This is a genomic window from Pseudomonas sp. TMW22080 (genome assembly GCF_022496745.1).
In the GTDB taxonomy this organism is placed as follows: Bacteria; Pseudomonadota; Gammaproteobacteria; order Pseudomonadales; family Pseudomonadaceae; genus Aquipseudomonas; species Aquipseudomonas bubulae.
The window spans coordinates 589574-607276 of record NZ_SCFF01000003.1 but is presented as its reverse complement, the minus strand read 5'-3'; the positions used below and the strand labels follow the sequence as shown (position 1 = coordinate 607276).

Genomic DNA, 17703 nt, shown 5'->3' with positions numbered 1-17703 from the left:
CTATGAGCTTCAAGCTTGTAGATCCGCGCTTGCCGCTTGCAGTTGCTCCACCAATTGGCCCGCCGGCATCGGTCGCCCGAACAGATAGCCTTGCACTTCGTCGCAACCGTGTTCACGCAAGAAATCCAGCTGCTCGTGGGTCTCTACACCTTCGGCGATTACCGCAAGGTTCAGGCTGTGGGCCATGGCGATAATGGCCCTGGCGATTTGCGCGTCCTGCTCGCCGGAGGGCAGGCCGTCGACAAAGGTACGGTCGATTTTCAGTACGTCGATGGGGAATTGCTTGAGGTAGTTGAGCGACGAATAACCGGTGCCAAAGTCGTCCACGGCAATGCTCAGGCCGAGGTTTTTCAGGCTGGCCAGGATATGCAGCGCTTCGCTGACCTCGCGCATGAGGATGCTTTCGGTCAGCTCAAGCTCCAGGCAGGCCGGGGACAGGCCGGTTTCCTTGAGGATATTGGCAATGCGCGTACCCAACTGGCCGTCGGAGAACTGGCGCGCCGATATGTTGACCGAGACTTTGGGCACGCGAACCTTGGCCTGATGCCAGAGCTTGAGCTGGCGACAGGCCTCGGCCAGCACCCAGTCGCCGACTTCGACCACCAGTCCCAGTTCTTCGAGTACCGGGATAAAGTCGCCGGGTGGCACCAGCCCGCGCCTTGAGTGATTCCAGCGCAACAGTGCCTCAACGCCGGTCAGACGTTTGCCGTCGCCGCTGAACTGCGGCTGGTAATAAAGAATGAATTCCTGCTGCTCCAGGGCATGACGCAGGTCGCTTTCCAGTTCAAGGCGCTCAAGAGCGCTGGCGTTCATGTCTGCCTGGTAGAACTGGAAGTTGTTTTTGCCGCGCTCCTTGGCGTGATACATCGCGGTATCGGCGTTTTTCATCAACTGGCTGAGTTCGTTGCCGTCTTGCGGGCTCAAGGCAATACCAATACTGGCGGTTACAAAGAACTCGCGGCTTTCGAGTACAAAGGGCTTTACCAGACTGGCGAGGATCTGTTCGGCCACATTGATAGCGCGGTTCAAGGCCTTCTGACGGGTGGTGCGAGGCTGCAGAAGCAGGGTGAACTCGTCACCGCCCATGCGCGCCACAGTATCGTCGTCACCCACACAGGCAAGCAGGCGGATGGCCATGTCCTTGAGCATGCGGTCGCCGGCTGCGTGGCCCAGGGAGTCGTTGATCGGTTTGAAGCGGTCGAGGTCAAGAAACATCAGCACCACCCACGACTTGTTGCGCTCGGCCTGTTGCAGCGCGGTGTGCAGACGGTCCTGGAACAGGGTGCGATTGGGCAGGTGAGTCAGGGCGTCGTAGTAGGCCAGGCGGTGGATTCGCTGTTCGCTGGCCTTGCGCTCGCTGATATCACTGAAGAAGCACACATAGCTGGCCAGATCGCCTTCATCATCGAGCACTGCCGTGATGCCGACCCAGGCCGGGTAGTGTTCACCGTTCAGGCGCTTGAGCCAGACTTCACCCTCCCATGTGCCGTGCAAATGCAGTTGCTTGAGCACATAGGCGAGGTGTGCGCGTTGTTGGTCATCGACAGTGAGCATGCTTGGTAGCTGGTCGAGGACTTGTGCGACGGCGTAACCGCTGACCCGGCTGAAAGCCTCGTTGGCTTGCACGATATAGCCTGCAGGGTCGGTAATAAGGATGGCCGAGGTGGAGTGTTCAAAAACCGTGGCGGCCATGCGCAGGTCTTTTTCGGCACGGCGTTGCTGGCTCATGTCGCGACCAACACCCAGAATGCCTTCAAAACCGTCGTCTTCATCCCATACCAGCACCAGGCGCAGTTCGATGGGCACCTTGTGCCCGTCAGCGCGCAGGCAGTCGAACAGAAACAGCTGGGTTTGCACCTGAGCACGCAAAGCCGACAGTTGCTGGGGCTTGTGCAGTGCGCCACGGATACGCTCGATCAGGTTGTAGATACCCTCCAGCTGTTGCGGCGTGGCAATAATAGACTGCCAGCCATTGTCGAATACCCATTGTGCGTCATAGCCCAGTACAGTCTGTATGGAGGGGCTGAGGTAGTTCATGCGCAGCGAGCTGTCAGTGGAGAAAATCACGTCGCTGATGCTTTCGGCCAGCATCCGGTAGCGTTGCTCGCTGTCGCGCAATGACTCGCTGGCTTCGATCTGGTCGGTGATGTCCTTGGCCACCCCTACAATTCGCGAGACTTGATCACCGGTATGACGGGCAAAGGCTTGCTCACGGATGTCAAAGCGCCGCCAGGTGCCCTGCTGATGGCGAAACCGCAGTTGGCATTGCATCAGTTGCTTGTAGCCGTTTTCCTGCTGCTCTTTGCGCAACTGGTGATAGCGCTCGGCGTCTTCAGGGTGCAACAGCAACTCCCAGAAGTAAGCGCCCATTTCCTGCAGTTCAACAGCGCTATAGCCCAGGGTCTGGCCAAGGTGATGGTTGCTGAAAATGATCCGCTGGCTGATTACATTTTGTACATATAGATGGTCGGGAACGGTTCGCACCACATCGGACCAGAAGCTTTCGCGCTCTTGCAGGGACAGTTCGATCAACTTGCGGCTGGTGATATCGCTGATGCTCAAAATGACGGCATGGTAGTCCTGCTGATCCACAGGCAGACGCAGCACCAGCCATAAGTGCTGGTCGCGACCGCTGGCATCGGTCAGTTTTATTTCCAGCTCAAGCTGTTGCTGCTGGTCGAGCACGGCCTCGACGACCTGATAGCCAATGGCTGAACTGCTCAGCGGGCAGCCGTTGATCAGCTTGTGCCAGGCACCTTCTCCTGAATCGACCTCCAGTAGCTGCATGGCTACCTGGTTGACTTCGGTGATGCGCAGTTGCTCGAATAACTGGCGACGATGTTCCGGATGATCGCTGAGCCAATGCTTGAGGGCATCAGTGTCATGGAGTTTTTCGCGCTCAAGAAACCCTGGCAGGCTGGACAGGTCGAGCACGCAGAGGGCGACCCCGGTGCCTTCAAAAATATCGTGGTAACGCCGGCGGCCTTCATGCAACTGGCGCTGGCGGCGGCGCATGTTCAACAGCGCCATAATGGGCAGCAACGAAAACACCAAGCCGAGCAGGCATTTGCCGATCAGTCCGGGCAGTAGCTGCTCGATTGCCTGGCGGTCATTGAACAGCCCGCGCAGTTGCCAGTCGCTGTGGCTGATAGCTGCCAGCAGTACGGTGTCGTCTTCATCGCGCTGGCTCAGGGCCGAGGGGGGCGAGACGTTTTTATCCGCGCGGCTGAGTACCTTGCGGGTCTGGCTGTTTTCCACCAGCCACTGCGGCCGGTTGCTGCTGTTGGCGTTCTGATGCGTGAGGTTTTGCAGCAGGTCCGGGCTCATGCGCAGCAGCCAGTAGCCGTCGATGGCGCCGCTGGGCTGGCGCAGCAACAGGTAGATGATGCTGGCATCACTGTTGTTGCTGAAGTAGTAACCTTCAGTGCGGTTGCGCGACGGGCTGCGTTTGACCCAGTCGGCCAGATACGCAGCGTCGGGGCTGGTCCCGGTACTGTCGAGCAACACTTCGCCGGCTGGACTGAGCAGGGCCAGGCTTTGCAGGGATGGCAAGGACTGGCCCAGTTGCTTGACCAGCGCCTGTTGCTGGCGCTGGTTTCTTGGCGACTTGTCTACGGGCAGCAGATTGAGCGCGGTTTCGGCCCGCAAGGCCATGCTCAGGCCGATATGGTCGGCCAGGTCGGCGCTGTAGTTGATGCTGGTCTGGCGCTCTTGCTGCAGGGTTTCCTGAAACTGCTCGACCAACAGCCAGAACAGCATCGCCAGCAGCAGTAAAACCAGGGTCGCCAATGCACTTTTCAACGTTCCGCGCACAGGTGTCCCGAGTAATTGGCTGGACGCTTTGACACGAGTGGGCGGGGTGACATTGGGCAACTTGTGATCCTGCGATTTGGCGGCAATGGCGCGAGGCCCCCTAAAGGCGCCAAGCATGCCTTGGGTTGTGGCAAAGTGCCAGTCCTCTGGTCTGCGCTGGTTTGCCCTGCATCACGCATTCAGGTAGATTCTGGGGTCTACATTTGTGCTTTTTCTGCGAGCAGGCATTGATCTCGATCAGTCCCTGACTTTCTGCTATGGCCTGATCCGGGCATTGCTCGCGCCTTATTCACCCGTCACTGACCCTAGGTTATCCATGGCTCAATACGTTTTCACCATGCATCGGCTGAGCAAAGTTGTTCCGCCGAAGCGGGAAATCCTGAAAAACATCTCCCTGTCGTTTTTCCCGGGGGCCAAAATCGGCGTACTCGGCTTGAACGGTTCGGGTAAATCCACCCTGTTGAAAATCATGGCAGGCGTTGACACCGAGTTCGACGGCGAAGCCCGTCCGATGCCGGACCTGAACATCGGTTACCTGCCGCAGGAACCGCAGCTGGATCCGAGCAAAACCGTACGCGAAGTGGTTGAAGAAGCCGTTAGCGTGATCAAGGACGCCCAGGCGCGTCTTGATCAAGTGTATGCCGAATATGCCGACCCTGATGCCGACTTCGACAAGCTGGCCGCAGAACAGGCCAAGCTCGAAGCGATCCTGCAAGCAAGCGACGGGCACAACCTTGAGCGCCAGCTGGAAGTTGCAGCCGATGCGCTGCGCCTGCCAGCCTGGGATGCCAAGGTAGAGCACCTGTCGGGTGGTGAGAAGCGCCGTGTTGCCCTTTGCCGCCTGCTGCTGTCGGCCCCGGACATGCTGCTGCTCGATGAACCGACCAACCACCTGGATGCCGATTCGGTCGCCTGGCTGGAGCACTTCCTGCACGACTTCCCGGGTACCGTGGTTGCGATTACGCACGACCGTTACTTCCTGGACAACGTAGCGGGCTGGATTCTGGAGCTTGACCGCGGTGCGGGCATTCCTTACGAGGGCAACTATTCGGGCTGGCTGGAAGCCAAGTCCGATCGTCTGGCCCAGGAATCCAAGCAGCAGTCGGCCCATGAAAAGGCCATGAAAGACGAGCTGGAATGGGTTCGCAAAGGTGCCAAGGCGCGTCAGTCCAAGTCCAAGGCCCGTCTGCAACGTTTCGAAGAACTGCAGTCGCAGGAATTCCAGAAGCGCAGCGAAACCAACGAAATCTACATCCCGGCCGGTCCGCGCCTGGGTGACAAGGTTATCGAGTTCAAGAACGTCTCCAAGGGTTACGGTGATCGCGTGCTGATCGACAACCTGTCGTTCGCCATGCCCAAAGGCGCCATCGTTGGCGTGATCGGTGGTAACGGTGCCGGTAAATCGACCCTGTTCCGCATGCTCATGGGCAAGGAGCAGCCGGATTCGGGCAGCATCGAAATCGGTGAAACCGTGCAACTGGCGTGCGTTGACCAGAGCCGTGACGACCTGGATGGCAGCAAGACGGTGTTCCAGGCGATTTCTGACGGTTCCGATGTGATCCGTATTGGTAACTATGAAATCCCGTCGCGTACCTATGTAGGTCGTTTCAACTTCAAAGGTGGCGATCAGCAGAAGTTCGTCAAGGATCTGTCCGGTGGTGAGCGTGGTCGCCTGCACCTGGCCCTGACCTTGAAAGAGGGGGCCAACGTGCTGCTGCTCGACGAACCGTCCAACGACCTTGACGTTGAGACATTGCGTTCGCTTGAAGAAGCACTGCTGGACTTCCCTGGCGCCGCCATTGTGATCTCTCACGATCGGTGGTTCCTTGACCGCGTCGCGACTCACATCCTGGCCTACGAAGACGACTCGCAGGCGATCTTCTTCGAAGGTAACTACACCGAGTACGAAGCTGACCGTAAAAAGCGCCTCGGCGAAGCGGCTACCCTGCCGCACCGTGTGCGTCACAAAAAACTGGCCCAGTAAGGGCAGTTTGCATAACAGAACGGCGCCTTCGGGCGCCGTTTTTTTTGCGCATCACAAACCTTTTCCCCCTCCCACAATGGGATTTTGGCGTTTATAAGTTGGTGCGAAACTGGGTACAAGAAGTATTTTTTTGGTGCGCAAAAGCCCGATAAATCGGTGCTATTTATATAAATGCACCATTTAAATTCATAACTGCGACATTTTGCGCTGTCGCGGTGCCACATGAATTGATAAAGTTCCGGTCAATCTCCGTTTAACGACAATAAATTTGCCGAGACTTACCATGATCGAATCCGTCGACCAGTTCCTTGCCCGCCTGAAAAAACGTGACCCGGACCAACCAGAATTCCACCAGGCAGTGGAAGAGGTCCTTCGCAGTCTGTGGCCGTTTCTTGAAGCCAATCCGCATTATCTGACTTCAGGGATTCTTGAGCGCATTTGCGAACCAGAGCGTGCGATCGTGTTCCGCGTTTCGTGGGTAGATGACGAAGGCAAAGTGCGGGTTAACCGCGGCTTCCGTATCCAGATGAACAGCGCCATTGGTCCGTACAAGGGCGGTCTGCGTTTTCATCCGTCGGTGAATCTGGGCGTCCTCAAGTTTCTGGCCTTTGAGCAAACCTTCAAGAACTCCCTGACCTCCTTGCCCATGGGCGGCGGCAAGGGCGGTTCGGACTTCAACCCCAAGGGCAAGAGCGACGCCGAAGTCATGCGTTTCTGCCAGGCCTTTATGAGCGAGCTGTATCGCCATATCGGTTCGGATGTTGATGTGCCAGCAGGCGACATCGGTGTCGGCGCCCGCGAAATCGGCTTTATGTTTGGTCAGTACAAGCGCCTGAGCAACCAGTTCACCTCCGTGTTGACCGGCAAAGGCATGAGCTACGGTGGCAGCCTGATCCGTCCTGAAGCTACTGGCTTTGGTTGTGTGTACTTCGCCCAGGAAATGCTCAAGCGCAGCGGTCAGCGCATCGACGGCAAGCGCGTGGCGATTTCGGGCTCGGGCAACGTGGCGCAATACGCCGCGCGCAAGGTCATGGACCTGGGCGGCAAGGTTATTTCGCTGTCGGATTCCGAAGGCACGCTGTATTGCGAAGCCGGTTTGAGCGAAGAGCAGTGGGAAGCGCTCATGGAACTGAAAAACGTCAAGCGCGGCCGTATCAGCGAGTTGGCGGGGCAGTTCGGGGTTGAATTCCTGGCAGGGCAGCACCCGTGGAGCCTGGCGTGTGATATCGCGCTGCCATGCGCTACCCAGAATGAACTGGACGCTGAAGCGGCCCGTACGTTGCTGGCCAATGGCTGCGTGTGCGTGGCTGAAGGTGCGAACATGCCGACCACCCTGGAAGCGGTCGATCTGTTTATCGAAGCAGGTATTTTGTTTGCACCGGGCAAGGCATCCAACGCCGGTGGCGTGGCGGTGAGCGGGCTGGAAATGTCGCAAAACGCCATGCGTCTGCTGTGGACGGCCGGCGAAGTGGACAGCAAGTTGCACAACATCATGCAGTCGATCCACCACGCTTGCGTGCACTACGGCGAGGAAAACGGGCGGATCAACTACGTAAAAGGCGCGAACATTGCCGGTTTCGTCAAAGTTGCCGACGCAATGCTGGCCCAAGGCGTGGTGTAACCCCATCCTGTGGGAGCGGGCAAGCCCGCTCCCACATTGGGGCTGTCTATTTTGCAAGCGTCTTGTGTTCAGCCAGTTCCTGTTCGATAAAGGCCGCGATCATGGCGCGGTAGACGCTTTCAGTGACGTCCGGGTTGGCGCCCAGCTCATCGGCCAACGTCCGCACCTTGCCAATCACCTGCTCAACCCGCTGCGGCGCCCTGACCGCATCGCTGTCTTTTTTAAACCGCGCCGCCTGCGATACGTAAGCCCCGCGCTCGGCGATCAGGCCGACAATCTGGCGATCCAGCCCGTCGATTTTCTCGCGCACCTGCTCGAGGGAATCACAATTAACAACCATGTCTTGAAAACTCCTTAGTAGTGATACCACTTCAGCTCCAGCATCACTTCGTTGATAGGGGTGGTCAGTTTGCTGAACTCACGCTGTGCGCTCAGGCGCAGACCAAGATTTCGCGAAACTTCCCATTGCTGATTAAGGCTCAGGCTACGACGGACTTCACCGTTGGTGAAGTAGTCGCCCTTGGCTTCCAGGCTCAGGTTGCCCACCGGGTTACGCCAAAGAAGCCCGGTATTGAAGCCCGCTGCCGGTGATACAAACGCCGCGAAGTCGTTGTTGTGCTCGATGCGTACCGTACCGAGAGCGAAACCGAGCATATTGTCCGCCAATTGCCAGGTGCCGCCTGCACCGCCATTGACATGACTGACCAGGTTTTCGTCGCCATGTTTGCCGAGTACCCGTTCCAGCCCGCCGCCCACTTGCCATGACCAGGGTTGCAGCAGGTCATTGCGCGGGGTCAGGGAGCGGATATTGGCCAGGTCCAGTTGTTGCACTTGCCACTTGTTGCCTTCGTACTGGCGCAGTTTCAGTTGCAGAATTTCAATCTGCGCGCCCAGGGGAAAGCCCGGTGCGTTGTCGTTGAGGTCGTGGTAAGCCATGCGCAGGCCATATTCGGCAAAGGCCTTGTCGTCACGGCTACCGGCGCCCAGCTGCCAGGTGCGCGACTCGTGGCCGTTTTCAGGCAGTTCGGGTTTGTCGACTTGCAGTTCTGGCGCGGGGTTCTGATTGATCGCCCGTAGCAGTTCGAAACTGCGCTGCGAGCGTGCAGGATCGCGCTCAAGGCCATTGGCCCGGTACCGTTCAAGCCGGTAAGCCGCGTCGATAATCAGCGCCTGGCGCGCTTTGGGCAGCGCCTTGAAGGCCGGGGTTTGCAATTGGGCCTGATCGGCGCTGACCTGCAATACCCATTGCTGCTCTTCTGGATCGAGGGCCTTGGCCCGGTCCAGCAGCTCCCGTTCGCGGGACGGGCGGTACTCGATACTTTCAACCAGTCCGGCTTCCTTGACCGCTTTCACGGTGTCGGTGGGGATCGCGGTCAGCGGAAACTGGGTGGTCAGTTGCAGGCCCGGGCGGGCCACTTGCAGCAGCTCCAGCAGGCGGTAGGAGCAGTTTTCGTCAAAGAAGAAATAGTCGAACTGGATCTGTTTGAGTTCCCACACATGTTCAACCATGCGTTGGGTTTCTTCGGGTGTCAGATTAAGGCGGTATTCCCACAGGTCGCGGTTTTCAAGGCTCCGGTACTCCGAGAGTTTCTCTTGATAGGGCACCAGGGCGAACAGGCCCGGATAGCCACCGGCCAAGCCCTTCCAGGCGTACAGGATGCTGTTGTCGGAACCTTCGATATAGGCACCGAAGTTGATCGCGTAGCTGAGCAGGGCGGTCTTGTTGTCCTGCACATCGGCCTGGTCGATGCGTAACAGGGTATGGCCGAACATGGAGGACGGGCTGTTGAGGTAGGCCGCCGGGAAAATCATCACCGTGCTGTGGGGTGCCACGTCCTTGAACCATTGGCTGAACTCTGCGCATTCGGCCTTGGGCAGGTCGGTCAGATTCAGTTGGGCCTTGAGCCAGCGGGTACGGGCCGGGTACACGCACTGCGGGTGTTTGTCGCCCAGGCTCAAGGGCGCATACAACGCCTCAACCGTGGCACGCAGTTCGGCATCAGGGTGATGGGCACCCTCGGCGGCGAGAAAGAATTTGTCGTCGCTGACATAGCTTCGCCAGCCGCTCAGCTTGCCGGCTTCGTAGTGCCCCAGCGAAATCCAGAAAGGGTCGTTGGCCAACTGCTGCACACGTTGATCGTCGATATGGGGTGCGGCATACAGCGGGGCGCAGGCACAGAGCGCCAGATAGGCAAGGCGTTTGAGCATGTTCGGCAACTGTTGTCAGACGAAGAGAAGTGAAGCAGGAGAATACCCGCTCCGAGAGGAGCGGGCGGGTCTCATTTACTTACGCCGCGGTGGCGTATTTGGCCAGGCGTGCATCGCCCTTGAGGATGGCCAGAGTATTGCTGTGTACGTCTTCAGCCGTGACATCGGCTTTGCTGAAGATTTGCTGGAAGTGCTCGTGGGTGACGGCGGCGAAATGCTCGCGGTCTTCAGGGGCGACGCCCAGTACCACCGCGTAGGTGGTCAGTGCTTCGCCATTGCCTTTGGCCATGTCTTCGGACAGCTCGTTCATCATGCCATTCATGGCAATCCACGATTTGCCGCCGTAAGTCAGGGCGTCCTTGGTGGTACAGCCGTTGGTGCCGGAGGTCATGCCGAAGGTGGCGTTGCCGGACGTGCCGTTTGTGGTGGATGCCAGGAAGTGGGCAGGAGTGCCGCGCTGGCCTTCAAACAGCATGTTGCCCCAACCGCAGTTAGGGCCGCCCGGTGCCTGGGCCATGGCGTTGAGGGAAACAACTGTAAAGAGAGTACCAAGAAGAATCCGTTTCATAAGCTTTGTTCTCTATAGGTATGCAACCAATGGACAAGGGTTTCTGGCCCTGAAGCGCCAGTACGGGCCGGTTATACCGTCCAGCCGCGTAACAGCTTGGAGTCTAGGCACGATCGGGGGGTTCCGTGGCTTTTTGTAAAACAATCGCTGTTGCTGCACATTTTTGGCCCCTAAACATTGGGGGGCGTGCTTTCCCGTGTTGTTCGCCTTGCCAGTGATGTACAGCCAGCGCCAGAATGCTGCCATCTGCCCCGCCCGATGTAAGGAAGCCCGATGCCTGATTCTGTTGCCACCAGCTTGCGTCTAGCGCCTGATGCGCTAACCCGTCCTTTTTCTGCTGAACAGTTCAGCTTCTCGAACACCAATGATCTGGAGCCTTTTCGCGGCATTCTCGGCCAGGAACGTGCGGTCGAGGCCTTGCAGTTCGGCGTGGCCATGCCACGTCCGGGTTACAACGTTTTTGTCATGGGCGAGCCGGGAACCGGTCGTTTCTCGTTCGTCAAACGCTACCTCAAGGCCGAGGGCAAGCGCCTGAAGTCGCCGAGCGACTGGGTCTACGTCAACAACTTCGATGAGCCCCGTGAGCCGCGAGCCCTGGAGCTGCCGTCCAGTAGCGCTGGTGCCTTTATTGGCGATATCAATCACTTGATCGACAACCTGCTGGCGACCTTCCCGGCAGTGTTTGAACACCCGACGTATCAACAACGCAAAAGCGCGATCGACCGCGGCTTCAATCAGCGTTACGACCGTGCGCTGGATGTGATCGAGCGTCTGGCCCTGGAAAAAGGCGTGGCGCTCTATCGCGACAGCAGCAACGTGGCATTTACGCCGATGAGTGATGGCAAGGCGCTGGATGAGGCCGAGTTTTCGCAATTGCCTGAGGCTGATCGCGAACGCTTCCATGAAGATATTTCCGAGCTGGAGGAGCGACTGAACGAAGAGCTGGCCAGTCTGCCGCAGTGGAAGCGTGAGTCGAACAATCAGCTGCGCCAACTGAACGAAGAAACCATCACCCTGGCCTTGCAGCCGTTGCTGTCGCCGTTGTCGCAAAAATACGCCGAAAATGCCGCGGTTTGCGGTTATCTGCAGGCGATGCAGGTTTACTTGCTGAAAACCGTGGTCGAGCAACTGGTCGACGACAGCAAGACCGACGCCCAGGCGCGCAAGCTGCTCGAAGAGCAGTACCTGCCGAGCCTGGTGGTAGGGCAGCCGCTAAGCGGCGGTGCGCCGGTAGTGTTCGAGCCGCACCCGACCTACGACAACCTGTTTGGCCGTATCGAATACAGCACCGACCAGGGCGCGCTCTACACCACTTATCGGCAGTTGCGTCCGGGCGCCTTGCACCGTGCCAATGGCGGCTTTTTGATTCTTGAAGCCGAGAAAATGCTCAGCGAGCCTTTTGTCTGGGATGCTCTCAAGCGTGCCCTGCAATCACGCAAGCTGAAGATGGAGTCGCCGCTGGGCGAAATGGGGCGCCTGGCCACCGTGACGCTCAACCCGCAGGTCATCCCCCTGCAGGTCAAGGTCATCATCATCGGTGCCCGCCAGCTGTATTACACGCTGCAGGACCTGGATCCGGACTTCCAGGAAATGTTCCGGGTTCTGGTGGACTTCGACGAAGATATCCCGATGGTTGATGAGAGCCTTGAGCAGTTTGCCCAGTTGCTCACGACACGCACTTCGGAAGAAGGCATGGCACCGCTGACCGCCGGTGCGGTGGCGCGGCTGGCGACCTACAGCGCGCGTCTGGCCGAGCACCAGGGACGTTTGTCGGCGCGTATTGGCGATCTGTTCCAACTGGTCAGCGAAGCGGACTTCATCCGTCACCTGGCGGGCGATGAAATGACCGATGCGGGTCATATCGAGCGTGCGCTCAAGGCCAAGGCCACCCGTACCGGACGAGTCTCGGCGCGTATCCTGGATGACATGCTGGCGGGGATCATCCTGATCGATACCGATGGCGCGGCCGTGGGCAAGTGCAACGGCCTGACGGTGCTGGAAGTCGGCGACTCGGCCTTTGGTGTGCCTGCGCGGATTTCCGCCACGGTGTATCCGGGCGGCAGCGGTATTGTCGATATCGAGCGCGAAGTTAACCTGGGGCAGCCTATCCACTCCAAGGGCGTGATGATTCTGACCGGATACCTGGGCAGCCGTTATGCCCAGGAGTTCCCGCTGGCGATTTCGGCCAGCATCGCGCTGGAGCAGTCCTACGGTTATGTCGATGGCGACAGTGCGTCGCTGGGGGAGGCCTGTACGCTGATTTCGGCACTGTCAAAAACCCCGCTCAAGCAGTGTTTTGCCATTACCGGCTCGATCAACCAGTTCGGCGAAGTGCAGGCCGTGGGTGGGGTCAACGAGAAGATCGAAGGCTTCTTCCGACTCTGCGAAGCACGCGGGCTGACAGGCGAGCAGGGCGCGATCATTCCGCAGGCCAACGTGGCTACCCTGATGCTGGACGAGAAGGTGCTGCAGGCAGTGCGTGATGGCAAGTTCCACGTCTATGCCGTGCGTCAGGCCGATGAGGCCCTGAGTTTGCTGGTGGGTGAGCCTGCGGGAGAGCCGGATGCAGAGGGACAATTCCCGGAAGGCAGCGTCAATGCCCGGGTAGTCGAGCGGTTGCGGGTGATTGCTGAAATGATCAACGACGACGACCTCAAGGAAGCCGAAAAGGAGTTGCTGGCGGAAGCCCTGGCAGCGAAAAAACCGGCCTGATCCTGAATCTGTGAATGTTCAGTTGCCGGTCAAGCCCTTCTGTGGGAGCGAGCCTGCTCGCGAACGACCTTCGCGAGCAGGCTCGCTCCCACAGTTGAGGTTTTCCTGTAGCAATTGGCGTATTCACGATCGCTTTGCCACTGGACGTCGTCCCCGGCAAGGGCTACCCGCCCCTCTTGGGCAAGCCGTTGGTCATTGGTGACTTTTCATACGCAAATTTTCTTCTATTCTCAGGTCATGGACACCACTGTCGTCACCGGATCGATGCAGCCCGTAGTCTGCGGCTGAAGACAGACTCTACCGAGGGTCGCCGTCATGTCGCGCAACCTTTGCCTTACTCGCCAATGCTTGGGCCTGGTGACCCGTATTGAATGCAGCATTCGACCGCTGGCAGGCAACAACGGGATGTGGACACTGCTCTTCGCCGCCGGCCTGGCAGGCGAACAACCCTCAACGATCAAGGCGCAGGGCCCGTTTCCCGGGCCGTTCGTGGCCGAAACCATTCTTGAATCAATCGTTGAAAGCCTGACCCTGCATGGTTATGAACTCGCCAACGACCCGCAGATCTGGTGCCTGCATGTGCAGGCCCAGTTGCGGCAGATCAATGGTGGGCGTTGCCACGGCTAGGCAGCGTTTTATTGTGGCGTGCTGGCTTCAGGGGCTTTGTCGAGTTTGACTTCAAATCCGTACTCGACAGGGTTCAGCGCGGTGCGGGCATAGCTTTCCAGTCGGGTCGGCTGGCCATAAAAGTAGTGCACGTCAAATACGGCCGCCCCATCGGGTTCGCTGCTATGGCTGACTGCGGCCACTTCCTTCAGATAATTACCCGTGTCGTCCTTGGCATAAAAGCGCCAGGCCTCGGCCGGGAACACTTTTTGATCAACGATCAGGGCATTGCCCTTGAGTTCAAGGCCTTTGGGCAGGCGAGTGATATCCAGCTCTTGCTTGTCGATGTCGGCAATAAACAGGGGGATTGAGCCCACCGCATAGGCTGGCGTCTCGGGGAACAGGTTGAGGTCGTAGGTGATAACGCCTGCATGCGGGTCCACATCGAAGGCTTCGGCGGGCAGTTCCAGTGGCTCGCTGCGATTACCGTTGTCGTCTTCAGCAAAAAAGGTCACCGGCGCGTCAGACGTGTCCGGGAGCGTACCGAGCATTTCACCGTTGAAAGTGGCAGGGTGGCTGAACTCAAGGGACGCGGCACTGGCATCGTCCACCGACTGGCTGATCACCACGCTTTTTTCCAGTTGCTCGGGTGCCAGCGTGGCGTCTTTCAAATAGTTGGCGGCCTGATCGTCATACACCACGACGTTGAGCGGCAGGGGCTGTATGTCTTTGCCCAGCACGTTTTTGTCCAGTGTGCGCACAGGCAGGTCGAGGGACTTGCGGGTGACATTGGCGGTGGAGAAATCGAGCACGTTGATGTCGACATTTTCCACTGTACCGTTGAAGTACACCTTGCTGTAGTGATGCGGGTGCTGCTGATCGAAGGCCTTTTGCTCGTTATCCAGTTGTTGCTCGAAAGCGTCACTCCAGGCAGTTTGCTTGAGCATTTCGGCCAATTGCTGCTGATAAAACGCCAGTTGTTCGGCGTTTTCGTTGATTGAGCCTGAGCGTGTCAGGAACTGCCCGGTACGGTCGCGGGCCTGGATGATCAGCGGATTGAGCGGGGTGTCACGCACTTGTTCGGCCAGTGCAGCGCTGTTGACGATATCCACTTCGGCAAAGTTCTTGCCCAGTGCCAGCAGGGTTACGCTGATCGTGCCGTGGGTGCTGGTTTTACCCACGTCCTTGGCAGTGAGGTTGAAATTGACCACTTTGCCCGGCGCGATGACTTCGACTTTGCCGTGCAGTGTCAGGGGTTGAGGTTGTTGGGTGTTGGCGGTTTCAACCCCGTCGATATAGGGGTAAGTGACGGTCAGGTCGTCAGGGTTGCTCAGGTTGGCGCTGGAGGGGCTCAGCTGGATGCCGGGATCGCTCTCGGACCATTCCGGCGCAAAAGGCACCTCTTGCTTGTTGCTCAGGGTTACCGACTGCCATTCCAGCGCATGGGGGAACGGGAACTCGGATGCACTGTTAAGCGGGAACGGGAAGACCGGCTCCAGGTCCGTCAGGTAATCGGAACTTGTATTTTTGCGCAGTACAAACAAACCGTTGATATAGGTATCGGTAAGCGCCTGGCTGCTCGGGTAGTGCTTGAGCACCGCCAGGTCGTCGGCACCGTATTCGGTTTCTATCGGCTTGTCTTGCAGCTTGAGGCGTGCCCGTTCGAGCAACAACAAGGAGCCGCCGAGGTCGGCCACAGCATCCTTGAGCTGCTGATCCTTGATCCCGTCCAGGCTCTGTTCGAACGCTGCGCTGCGTTCCTCAAGGCTGGCCTGCTGATGTTCGTCGTCAGGAGAGCAGCCGCCGACAGCGAGCAAAGCCATCGAAAGCCCAAAACAAGCCAGGGGGAATCGCAGATCCATGGTTCGGTTTTCCTGTCCGTAAACAATGCTGAGAGGGTGGACACTAGCAGAAAATGTTTTTACAGGCTGTTTCCAAGCCTTTAACACAGTGCTTTTCGCACTGATATACTCGCGCCCATTTTGTAATAGCCTGTGAGATTCAATGGAACGCTTTATCGAAAACGCAATGTACGCCTCGCGCTGGATTTTGGCGCCTATTTACTTCGGGCTCTCACTGGGCCTGCTGGCTTTGGCATTGAAGTTCTTTCAGGAAGTGTTTCACGTAATCCCCAACGTGTTTGCGCTAACTGAGTCTGACTTGATCCTGGTCATTCTGTCGCTGATCGACATGGCGCTGGTAGGCGGTTTGCTGGTCATGGTGATGATTTCCGGTTATGAGAACTTTGTTTCGCAACTGGATATCGACGAGCACAAGGAGAAGCTCAGCTGGTTGGGCACCATGGACTCCACCTCGCTGAAGATGAAAGTCGCGGCATCGATTGTGGCCATTTCGTCGATCCACCTGCTGCGGGTGTTTATGGACGCGCGCAATATCGAGACCGAGTACCTGATGTGGTACGTGATTATTCACATGACCTTTGTGGTGTCGGCGTTTGCAATGGGCTATCTGGACAAGCTGACCAAACACTGAAGCCAACCCCGGGCTGCGAAGGCTTTGGGGGCTGTGGTAGTCTGCTGGCCCTTTTTTGGTTCAGGGTGTTCGGGGTCGCGGTTGACGCGGCTTCTTTCCGGCCCCTCCACAGCGGAGCAGTGTTATGTCCGAAGTAAATCTGTCGACCGACGAAACCCGCGTCAGCTACGGCATTGGCCGCCAGTTGGGCGACCAGTTGCGCGACAACCCGCCACCTGGCATCAGCCTGGATGCAATCCTGGCTGGTCTGACTGACGCCTACGCAGGCAAGGAAAGCCGTGTAGGCCAGGAAGAAATGTCGGCTAGCTTCAAGGTGATCCGCGAGATCATGCAAGCTGAAGCCGCTGCCAAGGCAGAAGCTGCTGCGGGCGAAGGCAAGGCTTTCCTGGCTGAAAACGCCAAGAAAGACGGTATCACCACCCTGGCTTCCGGCCTGCAATTTGAAGTGGTAACCGCGGGTGAAGGCGCCAAGCCATCCCGTGAAGACACCGTACGTGTTCACTACCACGGCACCCTGATTGATGGCACTGTGTTCGACAGCTCCTACGATCGTGGTCAGCCGGCTGAATTCCCGGTTGGCGGCGTGATCGCTGGCTGGACTGAAGCCCTGCAACTGATGAACGCCGGTAGCAAATGGCGCATCTACGTGCCGAGCGAACTGGCCTACGGCGCCCAAGGCGTTGGCAGCATTGCTCCGCACAGCGTGCTGGTATTCGACGTAGAGCTGCTGGACGTTCTGTAAGAACCCCGCGTTTTAACGTTGGCTGCGGGTTTGCTGGCAAACCCGCAGCTACACCGGTGCCGTCATATCTGTATCTTGGCGTGGTGCGGGTGAGTGTCAGTCGTGCCGCAAGGGCGCAATGCCCGGGCATAGCAGAACAGAAACAGATTGCGCACCAACTCCTTGAGCACCACCGGCTCGCTGGAATTGAGGCCGTTGAAATCCAGGTCGCCCTGATCCTGTAGCTCGCTTAGTGCTTCTTCTTCCAGTACCGCACAGACTTCCCCGGTTTCCCGATGCAGGATTCGCAGATAAGGGTGTGGACGGTCCAGCCAGGCATCAATTAAATAAGTCATGGTCGTCATCTCCTTGATGAATACCAATGAGAATAATTCTTATTCAATTAATAGCAAGTGCCTATTGGCGGATTTCTGATCTTTCTGCGTTAGAACTGCTGGGGATCAAGGTTGCTGGCTTTTTGATGTTGCTGGGCGGGGGAGGGTGTAGCACCTTCCTGCGCAGGGCACAGGAAGGCATGCAGCAGAATCAGACCTTGCGTACGAACTCGGATTTGAGTTTCATCGGGCCAATGCCATCGATCTTGCAGTCGATATCGTGGTCGCCGTCGCACAGGCGGATATTCTTGACCTTGGTGCCCACTTTAACCACCAGGGAAGTACCCTTGATTTTCAGGTCCTTGATCACGGTGATGGTGTCACCGTCGGTCAGTACGGTGCCTGCGGAGTCTTTGTAGACTTTCACGTCATCGGCTGTTTCAGCGTCGCCACTGGCAGACCACTCGTGGGCGCATTCCGGGCAGATCAGCTGGGCGCCGTCTTCGTAGGTGTATTCGGAATTGCATTTTGGGCAGGGTGGCAACGTGCTCACTCAAAGCTCCTTAAGAGTCAGGATGGCTAAAAGGCACGTATTGTATAGGGTTTTAGTGCGAGGCGGGTAATGGCGGGGCAGATTGACCC

At 58.0% G+C, this 17703-nt stretch carries 13 protein-coding genes; 6 read left to right on the top strand and 7 right to left on the bottom strand.

Going from position 1 to position 17703, the window contains the following annotated elements:
* Positions 1–9 precede the first annotated feature (9 nt).
* Entirely contained in the window at positions 10–3873 is a 3864-nt protein-coding gene (locus EQV96_RS13085; protein ID WP_094999966.1) for an EAL domain-containing protein, read from the bottom strand.
* 256 nt (positions 3874–4129) lie between these two features.
* On the opposite strand from EQV96_RS13085, the gene ettA reads away from it, so the two are divergent.
* Positions 4130–5797 carry an energy-dependent translational throttle protein EttA gene (ettA, locus tag EQV96_RS13080; protein ID WP_094999360.1) on the top strand — a complete coding sequence of 556 codons (1668 nt, stop codon included), beginning with the start codon at positions 4130–4132 and terminating at the stop codon, positions 5795–5797.
* Positions 5798–6080: 283 nt separating this feature from the next.
* Positions 6081–7418, top strand: a complete 1338-nt coding sequence (gene gdhA / locus EQV96_RS13075; protein ID WP_094999359.1) for an NADP-specific glutamate dehydrogenase — start codon at positions 6081–6083, stop codon at positions 7416–7418.
* 46 nt (positions 7419–7464) lie between these two features.
* Here the strand turns inward: gdhA and EQV96_RS13070 are convergent, their stop codons facing one another.
* From EQV96_RS13070 to EQV96_RS13060, 3 genes are all read right to left on the bottom strand, one after another.
* Positions 7465–7758, bottom strand: coding sequence for a chorismate mutase (locus EQV96_RS13070; protein ID WP_095018382.1), 294 nt, complete (start codon positions 7756–7758; stop codon positions 7465–7467).
* A gap of 14 nt (positions 7759–7772) precedes the next feature.
* On the bottom strand, positions 7773–9626 hold the full coding sequence (locus tag EQV96_RS13065; RefSeq protein ID WP_094999357.1) for a DUF4105 domain-containing protein: 1854 nt from the start codon (positions 9624–9626) through the stop codon (positions 7773–7775).
* Positions 9627–9705: 79 nt separating this feature from the next.
* A complete protein-coding gene (locus EQV96_RS13060; protein WP_029611228.1) occupies positions 9706–10194 on the bottom strand; it encodes a DUF3015 domain-containing protein in 489 nt (162 codons plus the stop codon).
* A 273-nt stretch (positions 10195–10467) separates the two neighbouring features.
* Here EQV96_RS13060 and EQV96_RS13055 point away from each other — a divergent pair, with 273 nt between their 5' ends.
* Both EQV96_RS13055 and EQV96_RS13050 read left to right on the top strand, forming a co-directional pair.
* Positions 10468–12906 (top strand): ATP-binding protein, encoded by a 2439-nt coding sequence (locus EQV96_RS13055; protein ID WP_094999356.1) that lies wholly within the window; start codon positions 10468–10470, stop codon positions 12904–12906.
* 315 nt (positions 12907–13221) lie between these two features.
* On the top strand, positions 13222–13533 hold the full coding sequence (locus EQV96_RS13050; protein WP_094999355.1) for a hypothetical protein: 312 nt from the start codon (positions 13222–13224) through the stop codon (positions 13531–13533).
* A gap of 8 nt (positions 13534–13541) precedes the next feature.
* On the opposite strand, the gene EQV96_RS13045 is transcribed toward EQV96_RS13050, so the two are convergent.
* Positions 13542–15374 carry a hypothetical protein gene (locus EQV96_RS13045; protein ID WP_095024964.1) on the bottom strand — a complete coding sequence of 611 codons (1833 nt, stop codon included), beginning with the start codon at positions 15372–15374 and terminating at the stop codon, positions 13542–13544.
* Between the two features lie 142 nt (positions 15375–15516).
* Between EQV96_RS13045 and EQV96_RS13040 the strand changes: the two genes are divergently transcribed.
* A complete protein-coding gene (locus EQV96_RS13040) occupies positions 15517–16005 on the top strand; it encodes a TIGR00645 family protein (RefSeq protein ID WP_016779412.1) in 489 nt (162 codons plus the stop codon).
* Positions 16006–16129: 124 nt separating this feature from the next.
* Positions 16130–16747 carry an FKBP-type peptidyl-prolyl cis-trans isomerase gene (locus tag EQV96_RS13035; RefSeq protein ID WP_016779413.1) on the top strand — a complete coding sequence of 206 codons (618 nt, stop codon included), beginning with the start codon at positions 16130–16132 and terminating at the stop codon, positions 16745–16747.
* A 62-nt stretch (positions 16748–16809) separates the two neighbouring features.
* On the opposite strand, the gene EQV96_RS13030 is transcribed toward EQV96_RS13035, so the two are convergent.
* On the bottom strand, positions 16810–17082 hold the full coding sequence (locus EQV96_RS13030) for a hypothetical protein (RefSeq protein ID WP_094999353.1): 273 nt from the start codon (positions 17080–17082) through the stop codon (positions 16810–16812).
* Between the two features lie 190 nt (positions 17083–17272).
* A complete protein-coding gene (locus EQV96_RS13025; RefSeq protein ID WP_094999352.1) occupies positions 17273–17614 on the bottom strand; it encodes a zinc ribbon domain-containing protein YjdM in 342 nt (113 codons plus the stop codon).
* Between the last annotated feature and the right edge of the window lie 89 nt (positions 17615–17703).

What these genes read in the sequence shown, in the direction of transcription:
- ettA (WP_094999360.1), top strand. Translation starts at nt 4,130, where the DNA reads ATGGCTCAATACGTTTTCACCATGCATCGGCTGAGCAAAGTTGTTCCG.
- gdhA (WP_094999359.1), top strand. Translation starts at nt 6,081, where the DNA reads ATGATCGAATCCGTCGACCAGTTCCTTGCCCGCCTGAAAAAACGTGAC.
- EQV96_RS13070 (WP_095018382.1), bottom strand. Translation starts at nt 7,758, where the DNA reads ATGGTTGTTAATTGTGATTCCCTCGAGCAGGTGCGCGAGAAAATCGAC.
- EQV96_RS13065 (WP_094999357.1), bottom strand. Translation starts at nt 9,626, where the DNA reads ATGCTCAAACGCCTTGCCTATCTGGCGCTCTGTGCCTGCGCCCCGCTG.
- EQV96_RS13060 (WP_029611228.1), bottom strand. Translation starts at nt 10,194, where the DNA reads ATGAAACGGATTCTTCTTGGTACTCTCTTTACAGTTGTTTCCCTCAAC.
- EQV96_RS13055 (WP_094999356.1), top strand. Translation starts at nt 10,468, where the DNA reads ATGCCTGATTCTGTTGCCACCAGCTTGCGTCTAGCGCCTGATGCGCTA.
- EQV96_RS13050 (WP_094999355.1), top strand. Translation starts at nt 13,222, where the DNA reads ATGTCGCGCAACCTTTGCCTTACTCGCCAATGCTTGGGCCTGGTGACC.
- EQV96_RS13045 (WP_095024964.1), bottom strand. Translation starts at nt 15,374, where the DNA reads ATGGATCTGCGATTCCCCCTGGCTTGTTTTGGGCTTTCGATGGCTTTG.
- EQV96_RS13040 (WP_016779412.1), top strand. Translation starts at nt 15,517, where the DNA reads ATGGAACGCTTTATCGAAAACGCAATGTACGCCTCGCGCTGGATTTTG.
- EQV96_RS13035 (WP_016779413.1), top strand. Translation starts at nt 16,130, where the DNA reads ATGTCCGAAGTAAATCTGTCGACCGACGAAACCCGCGTCAGCTACGGC.
- EQV96_RS13030 (WP_094999353.1), bottom strand. Translation starts at nt 17,082, where the DNA reads ATGACTTATTTAATTGATGCCTGGCTGGACCGTCCACACCCTTATCTG.